The sequence below is a fragment of the Georgenia sp. M64 genome (assembly GCF_038049925.1).
In the GTDB taxonomy this organism is placed as follows: domain Bacteria; phylum Actinomycetota; class Actinomycetes; order Actinomycetales; family Actinomycetaceae; genus Georgenia.
The window spans coordinates 3494734-3515127 of sequence record NZ_CP145809.1; the positions used below are offsets into that span (position 1 = coordinate 3494734).

The window sequence follows — 20394 nt, forward strand, 5'->3', positions numbered from 1 at the left end:
AGGCCGAGCCAGGTCAGGTCACGAGGCGCCCAGCACCCGCACGAGCCCGCGCACGAGTGTGCCGGCCGCCCCGAGCGAGACCACGACGACGGCCACGGTCCGGGCCGTCGTCGGCGGGACCCGGCGCGCGACCCGTCCGCCGAGGAGCACACCGACCGGGACGGCACCGAGTACCGCAACCACGAGCGGCCAGGGCACCGCGGCCCCCTGCGCGCTAGCGCCGAGGAGGGTCTTGGTCGACAGCGACACCACGCTCATCGTGAGGAAGATCGGCTGGAGCGTGGCGGCGAAGGACCGCTGCGCCCACCTCGTCGCCCGCGCGTAGACGAGCAGTGCCGGCGCCGCGACGCCGACGGCGGTGTTGAGGAACCCGCCCGTCACCCCCGCGAGCAGGCCGGCCGGGGTCGGCGCGAGGTCCGGGACCCCCCGCACGAGGGCGCCCCCGCCCAGCGCGAGCAGGAGCACCGCGCCGATGACCACCTCGAGCCAGCCTGGGTCGGCCTCCCGCACGAGCAGGGCCGCCGGGACCGACCCGACCACCACCACGGGCGCGATCCGCAGCAGCCGGCCGAGGTCGACGTCGGCCCGCATCGCGACCGTCATGAGCAGGGCCGAGACGAGTGTCGTGACGTTGGTGAGCATGACGCCGGTGACCGGACCGATCGCGAGGACCAGTGTCGGGGAGACGACGAGGCCCGTCCCCGTCCCGCTGGTGCGCTGCAGGACGCAGCCCAGCACGACGGCGGCGACGACGACCGGCGCCACCACCTCGACCGGCAGGTCCACCGACGGACCCGCTCAGCCGGACAGCTCGGCCATGACGGCGTACAGGTCGGACTTGCCCTCGAACCCGATGCCGGGGAGCTCGGGCATGGTGACGTACCCGTCCTCGACGCCCACCCCGTCGGGGAATCCCCCGAAGGGCTGGAACAGGTCGGGGTAGGACTCGTTGCCGCCCAGTCCCAGGCCCGCCGCGATGTTGAGGGACATCTGGTGGCCGCCGTGCGGGATGCACCGGCTCGCGGACCAGCCGTGCTCGGCGAGCATCGCGAGGATGTGCTCGTACTCCACGAGCCCGTAGGACAGGGCGCAGTCGAACTGGAGCCAGTCGCGGTCCTTGCGCATGCCGCCGTACCGGATGAGGTTGGCGGCGTCCTGGACGGAGAAGAGGTTCTCCCCGGTGGCGACCGGGCCGTCGTACGCGGCGGTGAGCGCGGCGTTGAGCTCGTAGTCGAGGGGGTCGCCGGCCTCCTCGTACCAGAAGAGGTCGTAGGCGCTCAGCGCCTCGCCGTAGGCCAGCGCGGTGTCGCGGTCGAACCGGCCGTTGGCGTCGACGGCGAGGCGCTGGCCGGGGCCGAGCACGTCGAGGGCCGCCTCGATGCGGCGCACGTCCTCACCGAGCCCGGCGCCGCCGATCTTCATCTTCACCACGGTGAACCCACGGTCGGTGTAGGAGCGCATCTCGTCCTGCAGTCCGCGCACGTCCTTGCCCGGGTAGTAGTAGCCGCCTGCGGCGTAGACGAACACGCGAGGGTCGGCCGTGCGCCCGTGCCGCTCGGCGAGGAGGCGGAAGAGGGGCTTGCCCGCGATCTTGGCGACGGCGTCCCACACGGCCATGTCGAGCGTCCCGACGGCGACCGAGCGCTCCCCGTGCCCGCCCGGCTTCTCGTTGGTCATCGCCGTCGCCCAGATGCGGTGCGGGTCGAGGTTCGTGCCGTCGTCGTCGACCAGGGTCGCCGGGTCCGCGGCGAGGACGCGCGGGATGAACCGGTCACGCAGGAGCGCCCCCTGGCCGTAGCGGCCGTTGGAGTTGAAGCCGTACCCCACCACCGGCCGGCCGTCACGCACCACGTCGGTGACGACGGCGACCAGGCTCAGCGTCATCGTCGAGAAGTCGATGTAGGCGTTGCGGATGGGCGAGCTGATGGGGAGCGTCCGCTCCCGGATGTCGACGATCCTCATCGGGCCGCCACCTCCCGGTCCAGGGCCGTGAGGAGCTCGGCGGTGACCTCCCGGGTGGAGGCCGTGCCACCGAGGTCGGCGGTGCGCACGCCCGTCTCGGCGAGCACGTGGGACACGGCGCCCATGACCGCCTCGGCGGCGTCGGCGTGGCCGAGGTGGTCGAGCATCATCGCCCCGGCCCACACCTGGCCGAGCGGGTTCGCGCGCCCGGTGCCGGCGATGTCGGGGGCGGAGCCGTGGACGGGCTCGAACATGGACGGGAACGCACCCTCGGGGTTGAGGTTGGCCGACGGGGCGATGCCGATGCTGCCGATGATCGCGGCGCCGAGGTCGGTGAGGATGTCGCCGAACAGGTTGGAGGCGACGACGACGTCGAACCGTCCGGGGTCGAGGACGAACAGGGCCGAGAGGGCGTCGATGTGGTACTCGCTGGTCTCCACGCCCGGGTGCTCGGCGGCGAGCTCGCGGAAGACGTCGTCCCAGAACGGCATCGTGTGGATGATCCCGTTCGACTTGGTCGCCGAGGCGAGCCTGCCGCGGCGCGAGCCGGCGAGGTCGTACGCGTACCGCATGACCCGCTCGACCCCGCGGCGAGTGAAGACCGACTCCTGGATGGCGACCTCGTCCGCGGTGCCGCGGTACAGACGCCCGCCGGCCTCGGAGTACTCACCCTCGTTGTTCTCCCGCACGACGACGAAGTCGATGGCCGGCACGTCCCGCAGCGGCGAGCTGATCCCGGGCAGCAGCGTGACGGGACGGAGGTTGACGTACTGCCGGAACGCCCGCCGGATCGGGATGAGCAGCCCCCACAGGGAGACGTGGTCGGGCACACCGGGGTAGCCGACGGCACCGAGGAAGATCTGGTCGAACCCGCCGAGCGTCTCGATGCCGTCCTCGGGCATCATCCGGCCCGTGCGGGCGTAGTACTCGCACGACCACTCCAGCTCGGTCCAGGCCAGCTCGATGCCGAAGCGGGCGCCGACGCGCTCGAGGACCTCCTGAGCCGCGGGCACGACCTCCGTGCCGATGCCGTCGCCCGGGATCGTGGCGATCCGGTACGTGTCCATGTGTCTCCAGTTCGGGGTCGGCGGGCGCGGGAGCGCGCCCGCGGGAAGCGGGGTGGGTGGCTCGGTGGGTCAGCGGGTCGGTGGCTCAGAACGCGGTCTCGGGCAGGCGGACGTACAGCACCTCGGTGAAGAGCAGGTAGAACGCCCCGACGACGACGACCGCGACGGCGGTGTCGAGCAGGACCCCGCGCACCGTCGGGCGGTCCTTGCGCATGACGACCGCCATGAGCACGAAGAAGACGATCCCCCCGACGAGGTAGCCGAGGTAGGGCAGCGCGGCCACCCAGCCGATAAGAACCGCGACCGCGACGAGGAGCCCGCGTACGGGCATGCGCTCCTCGACCTCGGTGCCGTGCCCGACCGCGCGGCGCAGGAGACCCATGACGAGCAGGGCGAGCCCGAGCACACCGAGCGCTAGGATGACGGGGTCGGCGAAGGTGCCGCCGTGCTCGGTCGTGTAGCTGCGCTGCGACCAGAAGACGGCGGTCACGGCGACGGTGAGGCCGCCCACCGCGACGTTGACCTTGTCGGCGGTCATCGTTCGTGCGGCCATGTCAGTCCTTCCTCAGTGTGTCGGCGCGGACGGTGCCGGGCGCGTCGCCGTCGGACGCTGGGGTGGGCGCGTCACCGTCGGGCGAGGCGTCGGACGCGGTGGCGCCATCGCGGTCGGGCGCCTCGGTGGACAGCACCACGGAGGGCCGCCCGCCCCGCCGGGCACGCCGGGCCCGCACGAGGGGCCACAGGAGCGAGACGAGGGTCATCGCGATGAGGACGATGCTCAGCGGCCGCGTGAAGAACGACATCCACGGCACTGCGTCGCCCTGCGAGGTGAGCAGCCCCTGCACGAGACCGGTCTCGGCGATGGACCCGAGGATGAGGCCCAGGACGATCGGGGCCGAGCTGATCCCGGCGAGGGAGAGGAAGTAGGCGAGCACGCCGAGCACGAGCATGATGACGACGTCGACGACCGAGCTCCGCACGGCGTACGCGCCGACGATCGTCAGCACCGTGATGCCCGGGGCGAGGTACCGCGCCGGCATCGCGATGACGCCCCGCTGCAGAGCGCGGCCACCGATGAGGCCCACCGGGACCATCATGAGCGCCGAGACCGCGAGCGCGATGACGAAGGTGTAGACGAGGTCGCCGGAGGTGGTGAACAGCTGCGCGCCCGGGCGCAGGCCGTGGAGGAGGAGCACCCCGAGGATGATCGCGTCCGGCGGGGTGCCGGGGACGCCGATGGTCAGCGTCGGGATGAGGCCGGCGCCGACGGTGGCGTTGTTGGCCGACTCCGCGGCGACGACCCCGTCGACCTCGCCCTTGCCGTAGGTCTCCGGGTGCTTGGAGGAGCGCTTGGCCTCGTTGTAGGCGACGAGGTTGGCGATGCTGCCCCCGGCGCCGGGCAGGATGCCGACGACCGTGCCGATCGCGCTGGAGCGCAGCAGGTTGACCGGTTGGCCGAGCACCCGGCGGACCATCGGCCACAGGGTCTCGCGGTGCTCGCGGTCGCCCACCATGTGCGCCTCGCGGCCCTTGCGGGCGACGAGCCGGATGATCTCGGGGACGGTGAAGAGGCCCACCATGGCGGGCACGAGCGGGACGCCGCCCTGGAGCATCGGCTCACCGAAGGTGAACCGGACTTCACCGCCGACCGGTGCGACACCGACGGTCGCGAGGAGCAGCCCGAACGCCCCGCCGATGAGTCCCTTGAGCAGGGACCCCGACGCCATGGAGATGATGATCGTCAGGCCGAAGACCGCGATCCAGAAGTACTCCTGCGGCCCGAACCGCAGGGAGAGGTCGGCCAGCGGCGGGGCGAGGAAGATCAGCGCGAGGACGCCGACGATGCCGCCGACGAGCGAGCCCATCGTCGCACCGACGACGGCCAACTCGCTCTTGCCCTTCCTCGTCATCTGGAAGCCCTCGATCGCCGTCGCCACGGACGACGGCGTCCCGGGGGCGTTGACGAGGATGGCGGTGAACGACCCGCCGTAGATGGCGCCCATGTAGAAGGCACCCAGAAGGACGAGGGCCCTCGTGGGCTCCATGACGAACGTGAACGGCACGAGGAGGGCCAGGCCCATCGTCGCGCTGAGGCCGGGCATGGCGCCGACCGCCATGCCGGCGGCGGTGCCGACGAGGACGAGGAGCAGCATCGAGGGGGCGAGGTTGGCGAGGACGCCACTGCCGAGGAGGTCGAGCATCGTGTTCCCTTCCGGGAGCGGTGTCCCCCCGCCCCGCGGGCGGGGGGACACCGGTCGTCAACGCAGGGAGCCGGTCCGGAGGCGGTCGTGCGACCACCGGGAGACCGTCAGGGAGGTCAGAGCAGGCCGAGGCGCTCGAAGAGGTCCTGGTAGACCTCCTTGCGCTCCGCCGTGAACTCGGTGGCCTCCTCCGGCCCCATGTTCTCCAGGACGAAGCCCTGCTCCTCGAACTCCGCGGCGAGGTCAGGGTCCTCGTTGATCTCGGTGAAGGTGTCGACGAGCTTGTCGACGATCGCGTCCGGGGTCTCCTGCGGGACGGCGACGCCGCGGTACGCGCCGTCGACGAGGTCGATGCCCTGCTCGGTGAAGGTGGGCAGGTCGTCCAGGCCCTCCATCCGCTCCTCCGTCGCCACGCCGAGGACCCGGATCTGGTCGCCCAGCTGGCCGACCATCGGGGTGTACGTCATGAGGGCGTCCACGTGTCCGCCGAGGAGCGCGGGCACAGCGGCGCCCGTGCCGGAGAACGGCGTGTAGGTGGTCTCGATCCCCGCCTCGTCGTTGAGGAGGAGCGTGCCGACGTGGTTCGCGCTGTAGTCGCCGCTGCCGCCGACCGAGATCGCCCCGGGGCTCTCCTTCGCCGCGGCGATGAAGTCGTCGAGCGTCTCGTACTCGCTGTCGGCGGGCACGGCGAGGATGTTCGGGGTGCTCTGGAAGATGTAGACCTGCTTGAGGTCCTCGGTCTCGTAGCCGGCGTCACCGCGCATCATCGGCTGGAGGATGATGTGCGGAAGGTTGTGCCCCATGATCGTGTAGCCGTCCGGCTCGGTCCTCGTCAGCTCCGACCACGCGAGCGCGCCACCGCCGCCGGGCTTGTAGGAGACCGTCACGGTCGTGTCGAGCGCCTCCTGGAGCGGCTCCTGCTGGAGGCGGGCCGTGATGTCGGACTCGCCGCCGGCGTCGAAGGCGATGACGTAGTCGATCGGGCGCTCGGGGTAGCCCGCGGCGGCGTCCTCCGTCTCACCCCCTCCACCACCTCCCGCGCCGGCGTCGGAGGGGTTTCCGCCGCAGGCGGCCAGCAGGCCGCTCACGGCGAGGACGGACAGGGCGATCGTGGCAGTGCGCTTCATCGTGATCCTCCATTGGATCGTCAGGTGCGGGTGCTCGGTGCGGTCAGTGCTGTGGGACGACGTCGGCCTTCTCGAGGTGCTCCGACGTCGCGGCCTCGCGCAGCGCGGCGACGAGGGCGGCGGTGACGTCCTCGGTCGTGGCCGCGCCGCCGAGGTCGCGGGTGAGGACGCCGGCGGCGGTGACGGCGTCGATGGCGGCCCGGACGGCGTCGGCGGCCGCGGGCAGGCCGAGGTGGTCGAGCATGAGGGCGCCGCTCGCGACGGCCCCGACCGGGTTGGCCATGCCCTGGCCGGCGATGTCCGGGGCGGAGCCGTGGACGGGCTCGAACATGGACGGGTAGCGGCGCTCGGGGTTGAGGTTGGCGCTCGCCGCGAGGCCGAGGCTGCCGGCGAGCGCGCTGCCGAGGTCGGAGAGGATGTCGGCGTTGAGGTTGGAGGCGACGACGACGGACAGGGTCTCGGGCCGCAGGACGAACCTCGCGGCCATGGCGTCGACGAGGACCGACTCGGTCTCGACGTCCGGGTAGTCCGCGGCGACCCGGGCGAAGACCTCGTCCCACAGCACCATCCCGTACTGCTGGGCATTGGACTTCGTCACCGAGGTGAGCGTCTTGCGGTCGCGGGTGCGGGCGAGGTCGAAGGCGAACCGCATGATCCGCTCGCAGCCGACCTCGGTGAACAGCGACGTCTGGACGGCGACCTCGCCGCCGGTGCGGGCGGAGAGGTTCCGCCCGCCGAGCCCGGCGTACTCGCCCTCGCTGTTCTCCCGGACCACCACCCAGTCCAGCTCGGTGGTGTCGGCCTTGCGCAGGGGGCTGGTCACGCCGGGGTGGAACCGCACCGGCCGGACGTTGGCCCACTGGTCGAAGCCCTGGCAGATGGCCAGCCGCAGACCCCACAGGCTCACGTGGTCGGGCACGCCCGGCCAGCCGACCGCGCCGAAGTAGATGGCGTCGAAGTCCTGGAGCACCTCGAGCCCGTCGGTGGGCATCATCCGGCCGGTCTCGCCGTAGTACGCCGACCCCCAGGGGAGCTCCGTCCACTCCACCGCGGAGGCGCCGTGCAGGCGCAGCGCCTCGTCGAGGACGACCCGGCCGGCGTCGACGACCTCACGCCCGACGCCGTCGCCAGGGATCGAGGCGACGCGGAAGGTGCGGGGAGCGGGGTCGGTCATCGTGGTCTCCGGTCTCGCGGGGTGTGGCACGCCCCGAGTGAACCGGTCGTGGCGCGGTCGTGTCCAAGACGAACCTCCGATATCTCCGATAGCCACGGCCTATCGGACATCGTCACCGGCCGGCATAGATCTGCATGTCAACTGCGACGCGGCTCGTTCCGGACGTCGGGTCAATAGGTGCGGACCGTCCGACCGGTACGGTGCCGGTGTGGACGTGCGCCAGCTCCAGTACTTCCTCGCCGTCGTCGACGAGGGCGGGGTGCACGCCGCCGCGGAGAAGCTGTTCGTCGCGCAGCCGTCGGTGTCGCAGTCCCTGCGCGCCCTCCAGCGCACCCTGGGGGCCGAGCTCTTCACCCGCACCGGGCGGCGGCTGCAGCTCACGGCCGCCGGGGAGGCACTGGTCGCACCGGCCCGTCAGGTCCTGCACTGGATGGAGCTCTCCCGGGCGCACGTCGAGGCGGTCAACGGCCTGCGCACCGGCCGCCTCGTCGTCGCCACCATGCCCTCGCAGGCGGTGGACCCGCTGCCCACCGTCATCGACCGGTTCGTGCGCAAGTACCCGATGGTGCAGATCTCGATCCGGTCCGCCGGGACCCCGCAGACGGTGATGGCGCTGGTGCGCTCGGGTGGCGTGGAGCTCGGCGTCATGGCGGTGACCGAGACCCCGGACGCCGAGGACCTCATCGTCCATCCCCTGGCCCAGCAGGGGTTCATCGTCATCTCCTCCCGGGAGGCGAACCTGCCGGCGCGGGGACCGCTCACCTACGACCAGCTCGAGGGCCAGCGGCTCATCATCGGCCAGCCCGGCACGGGCATGCGGCGGGTGGCCGACCAGGTGATCGCGGCGAACCGGTCGACGGTCGCCGTCGTCGAGACCGAGCACCGGGAGGCGATCCTCCCAATGGTCCTCGCAGGCACCGGGATCGCGATCATCGCCGAGCCGTGGCGCGCCCTCGCCCGGGAGGCCGGGCTGGTCGTCCACGACCTCGTCACGGACGAGCGGCTCGAGGCCTCGGTCGTGCACCGCGACGTCGACCTCTCCCCGGCCGCGCGCGCCTTCCTGCTCCTCACTGCGCCGGTCGCGGCCACGCACCACCCACCCGGCTGACGGCGGCACCGCCGCGGCGCCACCGCCCGCGAGCGCCGTCACCCTCCAGCACCGGCACCCTCACGGCTACCACCGCCACTGGCCGCCCGCCGCCCGGTCTGCCGCCATCGAGTCTGCTCATCTGGTCGCTCATCACTACCATCCGAGCAGACTCGTCCGGCAAGGACCGACGGCGCCACGGACGCACGCACCGAGTCTGCTGATCTGGTCGTGGATCGCGACCATCCGAGCAATCTCGTGCGGAGGGGACTGACGGTGCCACGTCAGTGCGGCTGCCGGGAGCGCACTGAGCTCGGTGGCACCGGCACCGGCACCGGCGCCGGCCGACGGTCAGTCCGGCGGGCTCGCGGAGACGACGCCGCGGCGACGAGAGAAGTGCGCCGCCCGGCTGAAGAGCTGCCCGGTCAGGTCGTCGCGCTGTCTTGGAGGAGCATCTCCGCGGTCCTCGAGTCCGTGATGAGCACGTTGACCCAGCCGCCAAGAACCGCCCCGCGGACGGCCTGGAGCTTGGACTCACCGCCGGCAACCCCCACCCGGCGGGGGACCCGGTGGAGCAGCTCCGCGGAGATCCCGGCCACGCGACCGTCGAAGTCGGACCGGACGAGGCGCCCGGCGTGGTCGAAGTACCGCAGGCACACGTCACCGACGGCGTCCAGGTCCTGGAGCTGGCGCAGGTCGGCCTCCGCCAAGGTGTTGCCGCTCTCTCGCAGCATCGGGGAGGGGTTCAACGCACCGATTCCCACCAGAGCCACCGTCAGGTCCTGCCAGAAGGTCATCACGTGCTCCATGGTCGGGTCGCTCAGCAGGCTCTCGCGCGCCTCGGCGGTGCCCATGACCCCCGGCGTGAGCATGAAGACGGCCTCAGCCCCCACCAGCATGGCGAGCCGCTCGAGCAGGCGCGTGGCCTGGACCTGAACCCTGGGCGTCCCGAGCCCGCCGACGAGCTGGACGACCACATCGGCGGCTCGCGTCTTGCTCGGCCGCATGACCTCGATCGCCGCCAGCAGGGAGGCACTCCACGAGGAGATGCCGATACGGTCGTGACCGGTCAGCGTGGTCTCCAGGTAGGTCGCCGCAGCGGCCCCCAGCGCCTGGACGGAGTCTCCCTCGATGCCCGAGACATCGGCGACGACGGCCTCCGAGAGGCCGAACCGCGCCTCCAACGCCTCCTCGAGATCTGTGTGGACCCCCGCGGGAAGGCTGACGACCGTGCGCACGATGCCCACGTCGACGGCCTGCTTGAGCAGCCGCGAGACGCGCGGCTGGGAGATGTGCAGCTCCGCAGCGATCTCGGCCTGCCGCATCCCTCGCTCGTGGTACATCCGCGCCACACGGGCCATCAGCCTCAGGTGATCGTTGCGGACGAGGTTCGCCGGCTGGCGCCCGCGCCGCAGAGTGCTGTCCAGCACCGGTGTCCCCTCTCTCGCGAAATGTCCCGGGCGGTGCGCTCTGAGAACGCACCGCCCTGTGACCATGGTCGCATCCGCCGCGTGGGCGCGGCGGTGTCGGTCAGGCCTTGCGTCCGATCGTCTCGCGAGCCGCTGCGGCGATCCCCTCGGCACTGATACCGAAGTGGTCCATCAACCAGCCCGCGGAACCGGTCGGCGCGAAGGTGTCCGGGACCCCGACCCGACGCACGGGCACGGGGTGGTGCTCGACGACGACCTCGGCGACGGCGCCGCCGAGTCCGCCGTTGACCGTGGCCTCCTCCGCGGTCACGATGGCGCCGGTCTCCCGGGCCGCCACCACCACGGCATCGACGTCGAACGGCTTGATCGACGGGACCGACAGCACCCGGGCGCGGACACCCTCGGCGGCCAGGATGTCGGCGGCGCCCAGGGCACGCGTCACGACCGTCCCGTTGGCCATCAGGGTGACGTCGTCGCCGTCGCGGAGCCGGACGGCCCTGCCCGGCTCGAACTGGTATCCCTCCGGGTTCACCGCCGGCACGCCCATCCGGCTGACCCGCACGAACACCGGGCCCTCGTGCCGGGCCGCCCAGGCGATGGCCTGCGCCGTCTCCGCGGCGTCGGCCGGGACGATCACCGCCAGGTCCGGGATGGCGCGCAGCCAGGCCAGGTCCTCGATGGAGTGGTGCGTGGGGCCGAGCTGGCCGTAGGCCATGCCAGGGCTCATGCCGCAGAGCTTGATGTTGCCCTGGGCGTAGGCACCGTCGACCTTCACCTGCTCCATGGCGCGGGCCGTGAGGAAGCACGCCGCCCCGGAGACGAACGGGATCTTCCCGCCGTTCGCGAGACCAGCGGCCACTCCCACCATGTCCTGCTCCGCGATGCCCACGTTGATGAGGCGGTCGGGGAACCGCTCGGCGAACGGCGCGAGCTTGCTCGAGCCGACCGAGTCGTTGACCACGACGACGATCCGCTCATCGTGCTCCGCCGCCTCCAGCAGCGCCTCGACGTAGGCCTCGCGGCAGTCGTGCAGCGTCTCCTGCAGGACGGCGTTCATGCTTCCTCCAGCTCGGTCGTGGCCGTCGCCACCTGCTCGGCGCTCGGGACCTTGTGGTGCCAGGCCGCCTTGTCGCTCATGAACGAGATGGGGTGGCCCTTGTGGGTGTGGGCGATGACGAACGTCGGTCGGCCGGAGGCCGCCGGCACCGCGGCGAAGGCGTCGATGAGCGCACCGTGGTCGTGCCCGTCGACCTCCACGACCTCCCACCCGAACGCCCGCGCCTTGTCGGCGAGCGGCTCCAGGTCGTTGGTCTCGGCCACCGCGGCACCCTGCTGCAGGCCGTTGCGGTCGACGATCGCCACGAGGTTGCCCAGGCGCCGGTTGCCGGCCGTCATCATGGCCTCCCAGTTCGAGCCCTCCTGGAGCTCACCGTCGCCGAGGATGACGTAGGTCTTGCGGTCCGAGCCGTCGATCTGCGCTGCGATCGCCGTGCCGACGGCGATGGGCAGGCCATGGCCGAGCGGCCCGGTGTTGGCCTCGACGGCTGCGACCTTCTTCCGGTCGGGGTGGCCGTTGAGCTTGGACAGCGGCTGCAGGAAGGTCTCCAGCTCGTCGGGGTCGAGGAGCCCGGCCGCCGCGAGGGTGGTGTAGAGAGCGGCGGCGACGTGCCCCTTGGACAGCACGACCCGGTCGCGCTCGGGGTCGTCGAGCCGGGTGGGGTCGATGTCAAGGACGTGCAGGTACAGGGTCGCCAGGACGTCGGTGATGGACATCTCGCCGCCGATGTGGCCCTGCCCGGCCTCGTGCACCATCCTGATGTCGCGCAGCCGGATCTGGCGGGCACCCTCGGCGACGTGGGCGACGATCTCCTCCCTGCCCGCGCCGGCGCCGGTCCGGCCGATCCAGGGTGCCTTGCCCGCCGGCGGCATCAGCGCGGTCATCGCTTCAGCTCTGCGGACGTCATGGAGCTCAGCAGCGCGTCCTGGATCAGCCGCTGGGCGGCCATCGCGTCGTGGCGCTCCTGCGCCTCGGCCAGTGCGGCCATGTCCAGGCTCTCGAGCGCCCGGTAGAGCGCCTTGAGAAACCGGATCGCGGTCCGGGCGGCGTCGACGCTGTCCTCGCGGAACGGGAACTGGTCGAGCTGCCACACCCCTTCCCAGCCGTTGATCTTGAGGGTGTAGAAGAACTCGAAGATCTCCGTCATGTGCACGGTGCCGACGACGAGGTCGTCGTCCCAGCCGCGCAGGTTGTCGTTGACGTCCATCGCCCAGAGCTTGCCGTGGTCGATGAGCAGCTGGGCCGCGGCCGCGGGCGACTCACCGCCGAAGAGCGAGTGGCCGAAGTCCATGAGGACCCCGATGTTGTCCAGGCCCGTCTCCTGGATCCCGAGCAGGGTGGTGGCGGCCGAGTCCCAGAGCATCTTGACCCGCGGTTCGCGGGGCTTGTACTCGATGACGAACTTCAGGTCGGGGTGTGCGCCGGCGAGCTCACGCAGCCCGTCGACCGAGCGCTTCCACTGCTGGCGGTGGTTGACCTGGAAGGGGTAGTCGAAACCGTCCTGCCCCGGCCAGAGCTTGACGTAGGTCGCACCGAGCTCACGAACCACCTCCGCGGAGGCGTGCATGATGTCCATCGCCCGGCTCCGGGCCCCGGCGTCGGGGTTGGTGAAGGCACCCTTGACGTGGTCGCGGAGGTAGATCTCGGGGGTGATCCCCACGGCCTCGAGACCGTGCGCGGCGAGCGCCTGCTTGATCTCGTCGACGCCGACACCCGGGGTGAACGGGTAGGGCAGGTCGACGTAGGACAGGTCGCCGACCTTCCCCGCCAGCTCGATCATGTCGAGCGTGGTCCTGGGGTCGCCGTATCCGTCCACGGCGTAACGGTCCACGTACGTGGCGAAGTGCCACAGACCGGCTCCGAACTTCGGGTATGTCGTCATGTCAGCTCTTTCTTTGGTGGTGGTGCTCGCCACGAGGCCGTTCCCGGGGGAGCGGCGCACCGCGCCGCTCCCCCGGGAGCGTTCAGCTCTCGAGGGCGAAGAGGGTGTACTGCTCGGCGTTGTCCGCGTTGATGAGGACGCAGTCCACGGACTGCTTCTCGGGCTGACCGGTCTCGCCGGTGCGGATGAAGGCGTCGGCCTGCTCGACCGCCATCTCGGAGATGGTCACGGCCGGCTGCAGACCGGTGGCCAGGAGCGTTCCGTCCTTGATGGCCTGCACCGCGTCCGGGCTGCCGTCGAAGCCCGCGACCACGACCTCGCCGGTCAGGCCGGCGGCGTCCACCGCCGCCACGGCTCCGAGCGCCATGGTGTCGTTGCCGGCGATGACGCCCGCGACGTCGGGGTGCTGCTGGAGCAGGGTCTCCATCTTGGTGAACGCCTCCTGCTGGTCCCAGTTGGCGGTCTCCTGGGCGACCATCTCCATGCCCTCGAACTGGTCGATGACGGAGTGGAACGCCTCGGAGCGGACCTGGGCGTTGGTGTCGGTCTCGCGGCCGAGGAGCTCGATGTAGGTGCCCTCTCCCTCGAGCGCGGTGGCGAAGGCCTCCGCCACGAGTCCCGCACCCTGGGAGTTGTTGGCGACGATCTGGGAGGTCGCGATCCCGGTCTCGTTGATCTCGCGGTCGATGAGGAACACCGGGATGCCTGCGTCGACGGCCTTCTGCACCGGGCCGATCGTGGAGTCCGCGCCCGCGTTGTCCAGGACGATCGCGACGGCGTCGCGGGAGATGGCGGCGTCGATGAGCTCGCTCTGCTTGTTCGGGTCGTCGTCGTGGGAGTCGCTGGCCGTCTCGTAGCCGAGCTCCTCGGCCTTGGCGACGGCGGCGTCCGCCTCCGCCTTGAAGAACGGGTTGGAGTGGGACGGCGTGATGACGGCGATGAGTCCGCCGGCCTCGCCGCCGGCCGCGGCCGTGGTTTCCCCCTCGGTGGGCTCGCTGGAGCCGCTCGATGAGCAGCCCGCCAGGAGCAGGGCGGAGGACGCGGCGAGGACGGCGGCGTTGCGGAAGAAGCGACGGGACATGGGTGATGACCTCCGTTGGTCGTTGTGTGGACGTTGCTGATCAGACACTTGCGGGTTGCGGTCGGGCGGCTGCCTCCCGCTTGACGCTCTGGGCGGCCATGGCCGCCGCACGCGCCTTCTTCAACCTCTCCTGTCCCTGGTCGAGCATCACCGCGAGGACGATGACGAGGCCCTTGATGAGGATCTGCCAGAACGAGGAGACCCCCACCAGCACGAGGCCGTCGGAGAGGAAGCCGATGACGAAGGCGCCGATCAGGGCGCCCTTGACCGTGCCGCGGCCGCCGGCGAGGGATGCCCCACCGATGACGACGGCCGCGATGGCATTGAGCTCGAAGGCGTTGCCCGCCTGGGGGGCAGCCGAGGTGAGCTCGGAGGCGATGATGAGCCCGGCCATGGCGGCGCAGACCCCAGAGATGATGTAGACGCGGGTGGTGACCTTGCGCACCGGGACGCCCGAGAGCGCGGCCGCCCGGGCGTTGCCACCGGTGGCGTAGAGCCAGCGGCCGAACGGCGTCTTCGCCACGACGAACCAGAAGACGAGCGCGAAGCCGATCATGATCCAGATGGCGGTCGGGATGCCCAGCGGGCGGCCCGTGCCGAGGAAGCCGAAGCCCGTGTTGCCCAGCGCCTCGTCGCCGCGGAGGTTGGGGAAGGTGGAGCCGTTGGAGATGAGGAGGGCGGCCCCGCGCGCCATGTACATGGTGCCGAGGGTGGCGATGAACGGCGCGACACCGAACCTTGTGATGAGCAGGCCGTTGATCCAGCCGACCGCGCCGCCCACGAGCAGGGCGACGATGACGACCACCCACACCGCCGGGTAGGCGGTGACGTCGAAGAGGGAGAGCTCCATGCCGCGGAGCAGCACCCCGGCGACGATCCCGGACAGCCCCACGATCGAGCCGACGGACAGGTCGATGCCGCCGGTGAGGATGACCAGGAGCATCCCCAGCGCCAGGATCGCGTTGTAGGCCACGTGCCGGGTCATGGTGATGAGGTTGCTGGGGTTGAGGAACGCGTCGGTCATCAGCGAGAAGATGATGACGAGGAGGATGAGCGCGATGAACGCGCGCTGGTCGAGGAGGAACTCGCCCACGCTCCGTCCACCGAGGATGTCCACGCCCCGCGGGGGACGGACGGTGCTCTGTGCGGTCATGGGTCAGGCTCCTACTCTCTCGCTCGACTCGCTCAGCTCGCTCGACTCGTCGGAGGCGGCGAGGATCTGCTCTCGGGTGGTCGTGGCCGGGTCCAGCTCGGCCACGATGCGGCCTCGGGACATGACGAGGATCCGGGTGGAGGCGTGCAGCACCTCGCTCACCTCGGAGGTGGCGAAGAGGACGCCCACGCCGGCGCCGGCCTGGTCGGCCATGAGCCTGAAGATGTCTGCCTTGGCTCCGACGTCGATCCCCCGGGTCGGCTCGTCCAGCAGGAGGAGGTCGGGCTCGGTCATGAGCGCCTTGCCGATGACGACCTTCTGCTGGTTGCCCCCCGAGAGCGAGCCGATGGGGGCACCGGGCCCGGCGGCCTTGACGCGGACGTCGCGGGTGGCGTCCGCGACCGCCGCGCTCTCGCGCCGGCCGTCAATGAGGAAGCCTCGGACGAAGTCCTTCAGGGCCGAGATCGAGAGGTTGCCGCCGACCGACATCGTCTGGACGAGGCCGTCGCGCTGACGGTCCTCCGGGACGAGGATGACGCCCGCGTCGATCCGGCCTCCCACGCTGCGCTCACCGATGTCGCGGCCGCGGTGCCGGATCGTCCCGCCCAGCGCCCGGTTGCGCCCGGCGAGGGTCTCGAGCAGCTCGGTCCGGCCGGCGCCCATGAGCCCGTAGATGCCGACGACCTCGCCGCGCCGGACCGTGAGCGACAGGTCGCGCACCGCCATCCGGTCCGGGCTCCCCGGGTCGGCGACGATGAGCCCGTCGACCTCGAGAACGGGTTCGCCCACCTCGGCGTCGATCGCGGTGTAGAGGTCGTCCTCCTCGCGCCCGACCATCTGGGCGACGATCCAGCCGAGGTCGATCGTCTCCATCGGCGCGTGCGCCACGACGGCGCCGTCGCGCAGGACGACGGCGTCGTGCCCGATCTCGAGGCACTCGTCGAGGTGGTGGGAGATGTAGACGATGGACACGCCGGCGTCGTTGAGCTCACGGATGAGGCGGAAGAGCACCGTCACCTCGGTCGCCGAGAGCGCGGACGTCGGCTCGTCCATGATGAGGATGCGGGCGTCCTCGACCAGGGCGCGGGCGATCTCGACGATCTGCTGCTGCCCCAGGCGGAGGTCTCCGACGAGGGCGTCGGGGTCGATCGGCTCCTCGAGCCGCTCGAGCACCTGCAGGGCGGCCTCACGCTGGCCGGCCCGGTCCACCACGCCCCGGCGGACCCGCTCCCGGCCGACGAAGATGTTGTCGGCGACCGAGAGGTTGGGGCACAGGTTCAGCTCCTGGTGGATGATCGCCACGCCCTGGGACACGGCGTCCGTCGGGGAGTCGAACTGAACCTCCTGCCCGCGGAGCCACAGGTGCCCCGAGGTGGGCCGCTCGACTCCCGACATGATCTTCATGAGGGTCGACTTCCCGGCCCCGTTCTCCCCGAAGAGGACGGTCACCGTGCCGCGCCGGACCTCGAAGTCCACCCCGCGCAGGGCGTGCGTGGCCCCGTACGCCTTGGTGATGTCGACAGCGCGCATGATGACGTCGTCCTGGGGCAGGTCACTCATCGCCGGTCCTGATCTCGACCGGGGTGATGGTCAGGTGCGCCGGGTCGTCGTACGTGAACGCGCCGAGCACGGTGATCTCCTCACCCAGCAGCGAGTCGAAGTCGGTTTGGGTGAGCACGGCCGCCTTGACCTGGTTGTTGAGCTCGGTGGCGATGTTGGCGAACTCGATCTGGTTGCGCGCCTGGTCGAACGTGATGAACCCGACGGCGTCGCGCAGCGCGGTGCCGATGACGGCCGGGCCGGTCTGGACCCCGACGGTGGCGTCCGACTCCAGACCCTCGACCTCCAGGCCCACCTGGCCGAACGGGCCCTCGACGACCGTCCCGGTCGCCTCGACGGCGTAGCTGTACGGGGACGAGCCGTTGCGGTGCCCCAGCTCCTCGCCGGTGCCCTCCGGGTCGGCCTCGATCCTGGGCAGCAGCTCCGTGAGGTCGGTCGCGTTCTCCTCGATCGTGGGCACCACGTCGGGCTCGTAGATCTCGGTGGCGTAGGTGGCCGGGTCGAGCACCGCCTCACCGGCGGTAGCGGCCTCCTCGCCCGGTCGCACGAACGTCGTGCCGATGAACATCGCGCCGACGAGAACGACCCAGAACGCGGTGCGGCGGACGCTCGGACGTCGCCAGACCGGCGGGCTGGTCTCCTCGCGGCGGCGCAGCTCGGTGGTCATGCGTACTCCTCTCCTCGGTGCGCCCGGCGCACCGCGCGGCCACCGGACCGGTCGAGGGCCTCGCGCCACTGTGCGCGAGCCTCGATCCGGCGGTCGGCGGGCAGCTGTGGTTCGTAGACGGTGTAGGACGTGGGGTTCGCGTCGAGGCCGGCGCCACCGCCCGCGGCGCGAATCGCCAACTTCGCGACGCCGACGGCGGACAGCTCGGCGGTGCCGGCCACGTGCACCGGCTTGCCGATGAGATCGGCCTGGACCTGCATGACGAACGGGTTGACGCTCGCACCTCCGTCGGCCCGCAGGGCCTCCACGGCGTCGCCGCTCCGCTCGATCTCCTCGACGATGTCGCTGACCTGGTGCGCCATCGACTCGACCGTCGCGCGGGCGACGTGCGCGGCACCGGTGTCGCGCCGGACGCCGGTGACCACACCGACCGCGGAGCGGTCCCAGTGCGGGGCCGCCAGGCCGCTGAAGGCGGGCACGACCTGCACGCCACCGCTGCTGTCCGCGGACGCGGCCAGCGCGGCCAGCGCGGACCCGCCCGAGGGCAGGCCGAGGATCGACCCCATCGTCTCCAGGGCCGCACCGGTGGCGAGGACGTTTCCTTCCCGGGCGTAGAGCGGCTTGTCGCTGAGCCAGGCGAGGGTGGTGTCGACCGTGGTTCCGTGCGCCGGGGCGGAGCGCGGCGTGGGGACCATGACGGAGGACCCGGTGCCGTAGGTGACCTTGCCGAGGCCCGGGCGGTGGCACTCCTGCCCGTAGAGCGCGGCGTGGGAGTCGCCCAGCACGCCGGCGACCGGCAGCCCGGCCGGGACGGCGCCCCCGGCCACGGTGACGCCGAAGTCGCCGTCCGAGCGCTCCACCTCCGGCAGCGCGGCGAGCGGCACGCCGAACAGGTCGCACAGCTCCTCGTCCCAGGCGAGGTCGTGCAGGTTGTACAGCAGGGTGCGGGAGGCGTTCGTCGCGTCGCACCGCACGGTCGCGCCGCCGGTCAGGCGAGAGACGAGGAAGGCGTCGACCGTTCCGACGACGACGTCGGCGGGGTCGTGGCCGCCGTCGATGACCGAGCTGTACAGCCAGGCCATCTTCGTGGCGGAGTACATCGGGTCCAGGTGCAGCCCGGTTCGTGCCGCGACGAGGGCGGAGGTCTCCGGCGTGGCGATCCGGGCGCAGCTCTCGGCGGTCCGACCGTCCTGCCAGCCGACGACCGGGCCGAGCGCGCGCCCCGTGGCCCGGCTCCAGGCCACCACCGACTCACGCTGGTTGGAGATCACCAGGGCCACCGGCTCGACATCCACCGCCTGCGCCAGGCACCTCGTGATCGCCTGCTCCGTCGCTGACCAGATCTGCTCGGCGTCCTGCTCGAAGTGTGCCGGCGCGGGGTTGACCAGCTCTACCGCGGCACTCGCAGCGGCGACAACCCGTCCCGTGAGGTCGACGAGCAGCGCCTTGGTGTTCGTCGTGCCCTCGTCGAGCGCGAGGTACGCGGGGACCGCCATCGGTTCCTCTCGGCATATTCATTCAGCTCTGAATGGGACATGCACGAGTGTGCCCGGGTCACTAGGCTGTGTCAACACCGGCACCGGAGCCGGACCGATGGCCTCCCGGGGCCGGAGAGAGAGCTCGCATGGGAACCCCGTCCGTTGCTGTCATCGGCTCGGCCAACGCCGACCTCGTTCTCGACATCCCCCACCGTCCGGCCGGCGGCGAGACGATCCTCGGGTCGGACCTCGTGGTCACGTCGGGCGGCAAGGGCGCCAACCAGGCGGTGGCCGCCGGGCGCCTCGGCGGCGCCGTCGCGTTCGTCGGATGTGTCGGGGACGACGCCTACGGCGAGATGCTCCGTGCTGCCCTGGCAGGTTCGGGCGTCGACATCGCCGGGTTGCGCACGGTGTCCGCTCCCACCGGAAACGCCCTGATCCTCGTCACCCCGGACGGTGAGAACTCCATCATCGTCTCGCCCGCCGCCAACCGTCACGTCACACCCGCCCTGGTCGATGCGACGGAGCAGGTCTGGCTCGGCGCAGCGGTCGTCGTGCTCCAGCTCGAGATCCCGCTCGAGACCGTGTCCCACGTCGCACGGCGCGCCGGGGGCTCACGGGTGGTCGTCAACGCAGCACCGGCCGCGGAGCTGGATGGCGAGGTCCTTGCGGTCGCAGACCCGCTGGTCGTCAACGAGTCCGAGGCCGCATTCCTGCTGGAAAGGGCAGGAACGGCCCCGGAGGTGTCGACCGCGTCGCCGGACGAGGCGTTGACCGTGGCGAGGTCGCTCCTGGCACTGGGTCCGCGAAGCGTCGTCGTCACTCTCGGTCCACGGGGTGCGGCGCTCGCGGAGCACGGCGGCCGCGCTACGCACGTCGCCGCCCGGCCGGTGACGGCGGTCGACACCACCGGTGCGGGAGACGCGTTCGTTGGCGCGTTGGCACTCGCGCTGGCACATGGCGCCCTGCTCGAGGACGCCGTCCGCCGCGCCACCGTCGTCGCCGCTCACACGGTCACCCGCCGCGGCGCCCAGGAGTCCTACCCCACCCGTCAGGAGCTGCGGTGAAGAAGCAGGGAATTCTCAACGCCGCGCTCTCGAGGGAGATCGCCAGCCTGGGCCACACGGATCTCGTGGTCGTCGGTGACTGCGGGTTGCCCAGGCCACCCGGTGTGCCGGTGGTAGACCTCGCCGTCACCTTCGGGATTCCCACGTTCGCCGAGGTCCTCGGCGCGCTCGAGGTCGAGCTCGAGATCGAGGCAGCGATCCTCGCGGAGGAGACCCGCCGGGCCAACCCCAGCGCGCACGAGCTGGTCAAGGGTCTTTTCGGCGACCCCGGCTGGGTCACGCACGAGGAGCTCAAGACGCTCTCGGGCTCGGCACGGCTCCTCGTCCGTACGGGCGAGGCGACCCCCTACGCCAACGTGATCCTCAGGTGCGGCGTGCCGTTCTGACAGGCTCCGCGAGGC

The 20394-nt window shown here is 71.4% G+C and carries 19 protein-coding genes; 3 read left to right on the forward strand and 16 right to left on the reverse strand.

Annotated elements, in window-relative coordinates; genetic code table 11:
- Nucleotides 1–18 precede the first annotated feature (18 nt).
- From AAEM63_RS15575 to AAEM63_RS15605, 7 genes are all read right to left on the reverse strand, one after another.
- Nucleotides 19–786 carry a sulfite exporter TauE/SafE family protein gene (locus AAEM63_RS15575; protein ID WP_341359140.1) on the reverse strand — a complete coding sequence of 256 codons (768 nt, stop codon included), beginning with the start codon at nt 784–786 and terminating at the stop codon, nt 19–21.
- A 12-nt stretch (nt 787–798) separates the two neighbouring features.
- Nucleotides 799–1962, reverse strand: a complete 1164-nt coding sequence (locus AAEM63_RS15580) for a mandelate racemase/muconate lactonizing enzyme family protein (RefSeq protein WP_341359141.1) — start codon at nt 1960–1962, stop codon at nt 799–801.
- A complete protein-coding gene (locus tag AAEM63_RS15585) occupies nt 1959–3029 on the reverse strand; it encodes a tartrate dehydrogenase (protein ID WP_341359142.1) in 1071 nt (356 codons plus the stop codon). The genes AAEM63_RS15580 and AAEM63_RS15585 overlap by 4 nt, the downstream gene beginning before the upstream one ends.
- Nucleotides 3030–3114: 85 nt before the next feature.
- The gene (locus AAEM63_RS15590) at nt 3115–3582 is read right to left on the reverse strand and encodes a tripartite tricarboxylate transporter TctB family protein (RefSeq protein ID WP_341359143.1); all 468 of its coding nucleotides are present in this window, start codon (nt 3580–3582) and stop codon (nt 3115–3117) included.
- A 1-nt stretch (nt 3583) separates the two neighbouring features.
- Nucleotides 3584–5230 (reverse strand): tripartite tricarboxylate transporter permease, encoded by a 1647-nt coding sequence (locus AAEM63_RS15595; protein ID WP_341359144.1) that lies wholly within the window; start codon nt 5228–5230, stop codon nt 3584–3586.
- Between the two features lie 116 nt (nt 5231–5346).
- Complete coding sequence (locus tag AAEM63_RS15600; RefSeq protein ID WP_341359145.1) at nt 5347–6357, reverse strand: tripartite tricarboxylate transporter substrate binding protein; 1011 nt, start codon at nt 6355–6357, stop codon at nt 5347–5349.
- 43 nt (nt 6358–6400) lie between these two features.
- On the reverse strand, nt 6401–7531 hold the full coding sequence (locus AAEM63_RS15605; protein ID WP_341359146.1) for a tartrate dehydrogenase: 1131 nt from the start codon (nt 7529–7531) through the stop codon (nt 6401–6403).
- Between the two features lie 208 nt (nt 7532–7739).
- Here AAEM63_RS15605 and AAEM63_RS15610 point away from each other — a divergent pair, with 208 nt between their 5' ends.
- Nucleotides 7740–8639, forward strand: a complete 900-nt coding sequence (locus AAEM63_RS15610; RefSeq protein ID WP_341359147.1) for a LysR family transcriptional regulator — start codon at nt 7740–7742, stop codon at nt 8637–8639.
- Between the two features lie 404 nt (nt 8640–9043).
- On the opposite strand, the gene AAEM63_RS15615 is transcribed toward AAEM63_RS15610, so the two are convergent.
- The 9 genes from AAEM63_RS15615 to AAEM63_RS15655 form a co-directional block, all read right to left on the reverse strand.
- On the reverse strand, nt 9044–10048 hold the full coding sequence (locus AAEM63_RS15615) for a sugar-binding domain-containing protein (protein WP_341359148.1): 1005 nt from the start codon (nt 10046–10048) through the stop codon (nt 9044–9046).
- A 100-nt stretch (nt 10049–10148) separates the two neighbouring features.
- The gene (locus tag AAEM63_RS15620) at nt 10149–11105 is read right to left on the reverse strand and encodes a transketolase C-terminal domain-containing protein (protein WP_341359149.1); all 957 of its coding nucleotides are present in this window, start codon (nt 11103–11105) and stop codon (nt 10149–10151) included.
- Nucleotides 11102–11989, reverse strand: a complete 888-nt coding sequence (locus AAEM63_RS15625) for a transketolase (protein WP_341359150.1) — start codon at nt 11987–11989, stop codon at nt 11102–11104. The genes AAEM63_RS15620 and AAEM63_RS15625 overlap by 4 nt, the downstream gene beginning before the upstream one ends.
- Nucleotides 11986–12987: a TIM barrel protein gene (locus AAEM63_RS15630; protein ID WP_341359151.1), complete on the reverse strand. Its 1002-nt coding sequence runs from the start codon at nt 12985–12987 to the stop codon at nt 11986–11988. Before AAEM63_RS15630 ends, AAEM63_RS15625 begins: the two co-directional genes overlap by 4 nt.
- Before the next feature lie 82 nt (nt 12988–13069).
- The gene (locus AAEM63_RS15635) at nt 13070–14068 is read right to left on the reverse strand and encodes a D-ribose ABC transporter substrate-binding protein (RefSeq protein WP_341359152.1); all 999 of its coding nucleotides are present in this window, start codon (nt 14066–14068) and stop codon (nt 13070–13072) included.
- Nucleotides 14069–14108: 40 nt separating this feature from the next.
- Entirely contained in the window at nt 14109–15221 is a 1113-nt protein-coding gene (locus AAEM63_RS15640) for an ABC transporter permease (protein WP_341359153.1), read from the reverse strand.
- 3 nt (nt 15222–15224) lie between these two features.
- Nucleotides 15225–16781, reverse strand: coding sequence for a sugar ABC transporter ATP-binding protein (locus AAEM63_RS15645; protein WP_341359154.1), 1557 nt, complete (start codon nt 16779–16781; stop codon nt 15225–15227).
- Nucleotides 16774–17448 carry a DUF2291 domain-containing protein gene (locus AAEM63_RS15650; RefSeq protein ID WP_341359155.1) on the reverse strand — a complete coding sequence of 225 codons (675 nt, stop codon included), beginning with the start codon at nt 17446–17448 and terminating at the stop codon, nt 16774–16776. Before AAEM63_RS15650 ends, AAEM63_RS15645 begins: the two co-directional genes overlap by 8 nt.
- On the reverse strand, nt 17445–18944 hold the full coding sequence (locus AAEM63_RS15655) for an FGGY family carbohydrate kinase (protein WP_341359156.1): 1500 nt from the start codon (nt 18942–18944) through the stop codon (nt 17445–17447). Before AAEM63_RS15655 ends, AAEM63_RS15650 begins: the two co-directional genes overlap by 4 nt.
- Before the next feature lie 128 nt (nt 18945–19072).
- Here AAEM63_RS15655 and AAEM63_RS15660 point away from each other — a divergent pair, with 128 nt between their 5' ends.
- Together AAEM63_RS15660 and rbsD are read left to right on the forward strand one after the other, a co-directional pair.
- Nucleotides 19073–19993 carry a ribokinase gene (locus AAEM63_RS15660; protein WP_341359157.1) on the forward strand — a complete coding sequence of 307 codons (921 nt, stop codon included), beginning with the start codon at nt 19073–19075 and terminating at the stop codon, nt 19991–19993.
- Nucleotides 19990–20379 (forward strand): D-ribose pyranase, encoded by a 390-nt coding sequence (gene rbsD, locus AAEM63_RS15665; RefSeq protein WP_341359158.1) that lies wholly within the window; start codon nt 19990–19992, stop codon nt 20377–20379. Before AAEM63_RS15660 ends, rbsD begins: the two co-directional genes overlap by 4 nt.
- Nucleotides 20380–20394 lie beyond the last annotated feature (15 nt).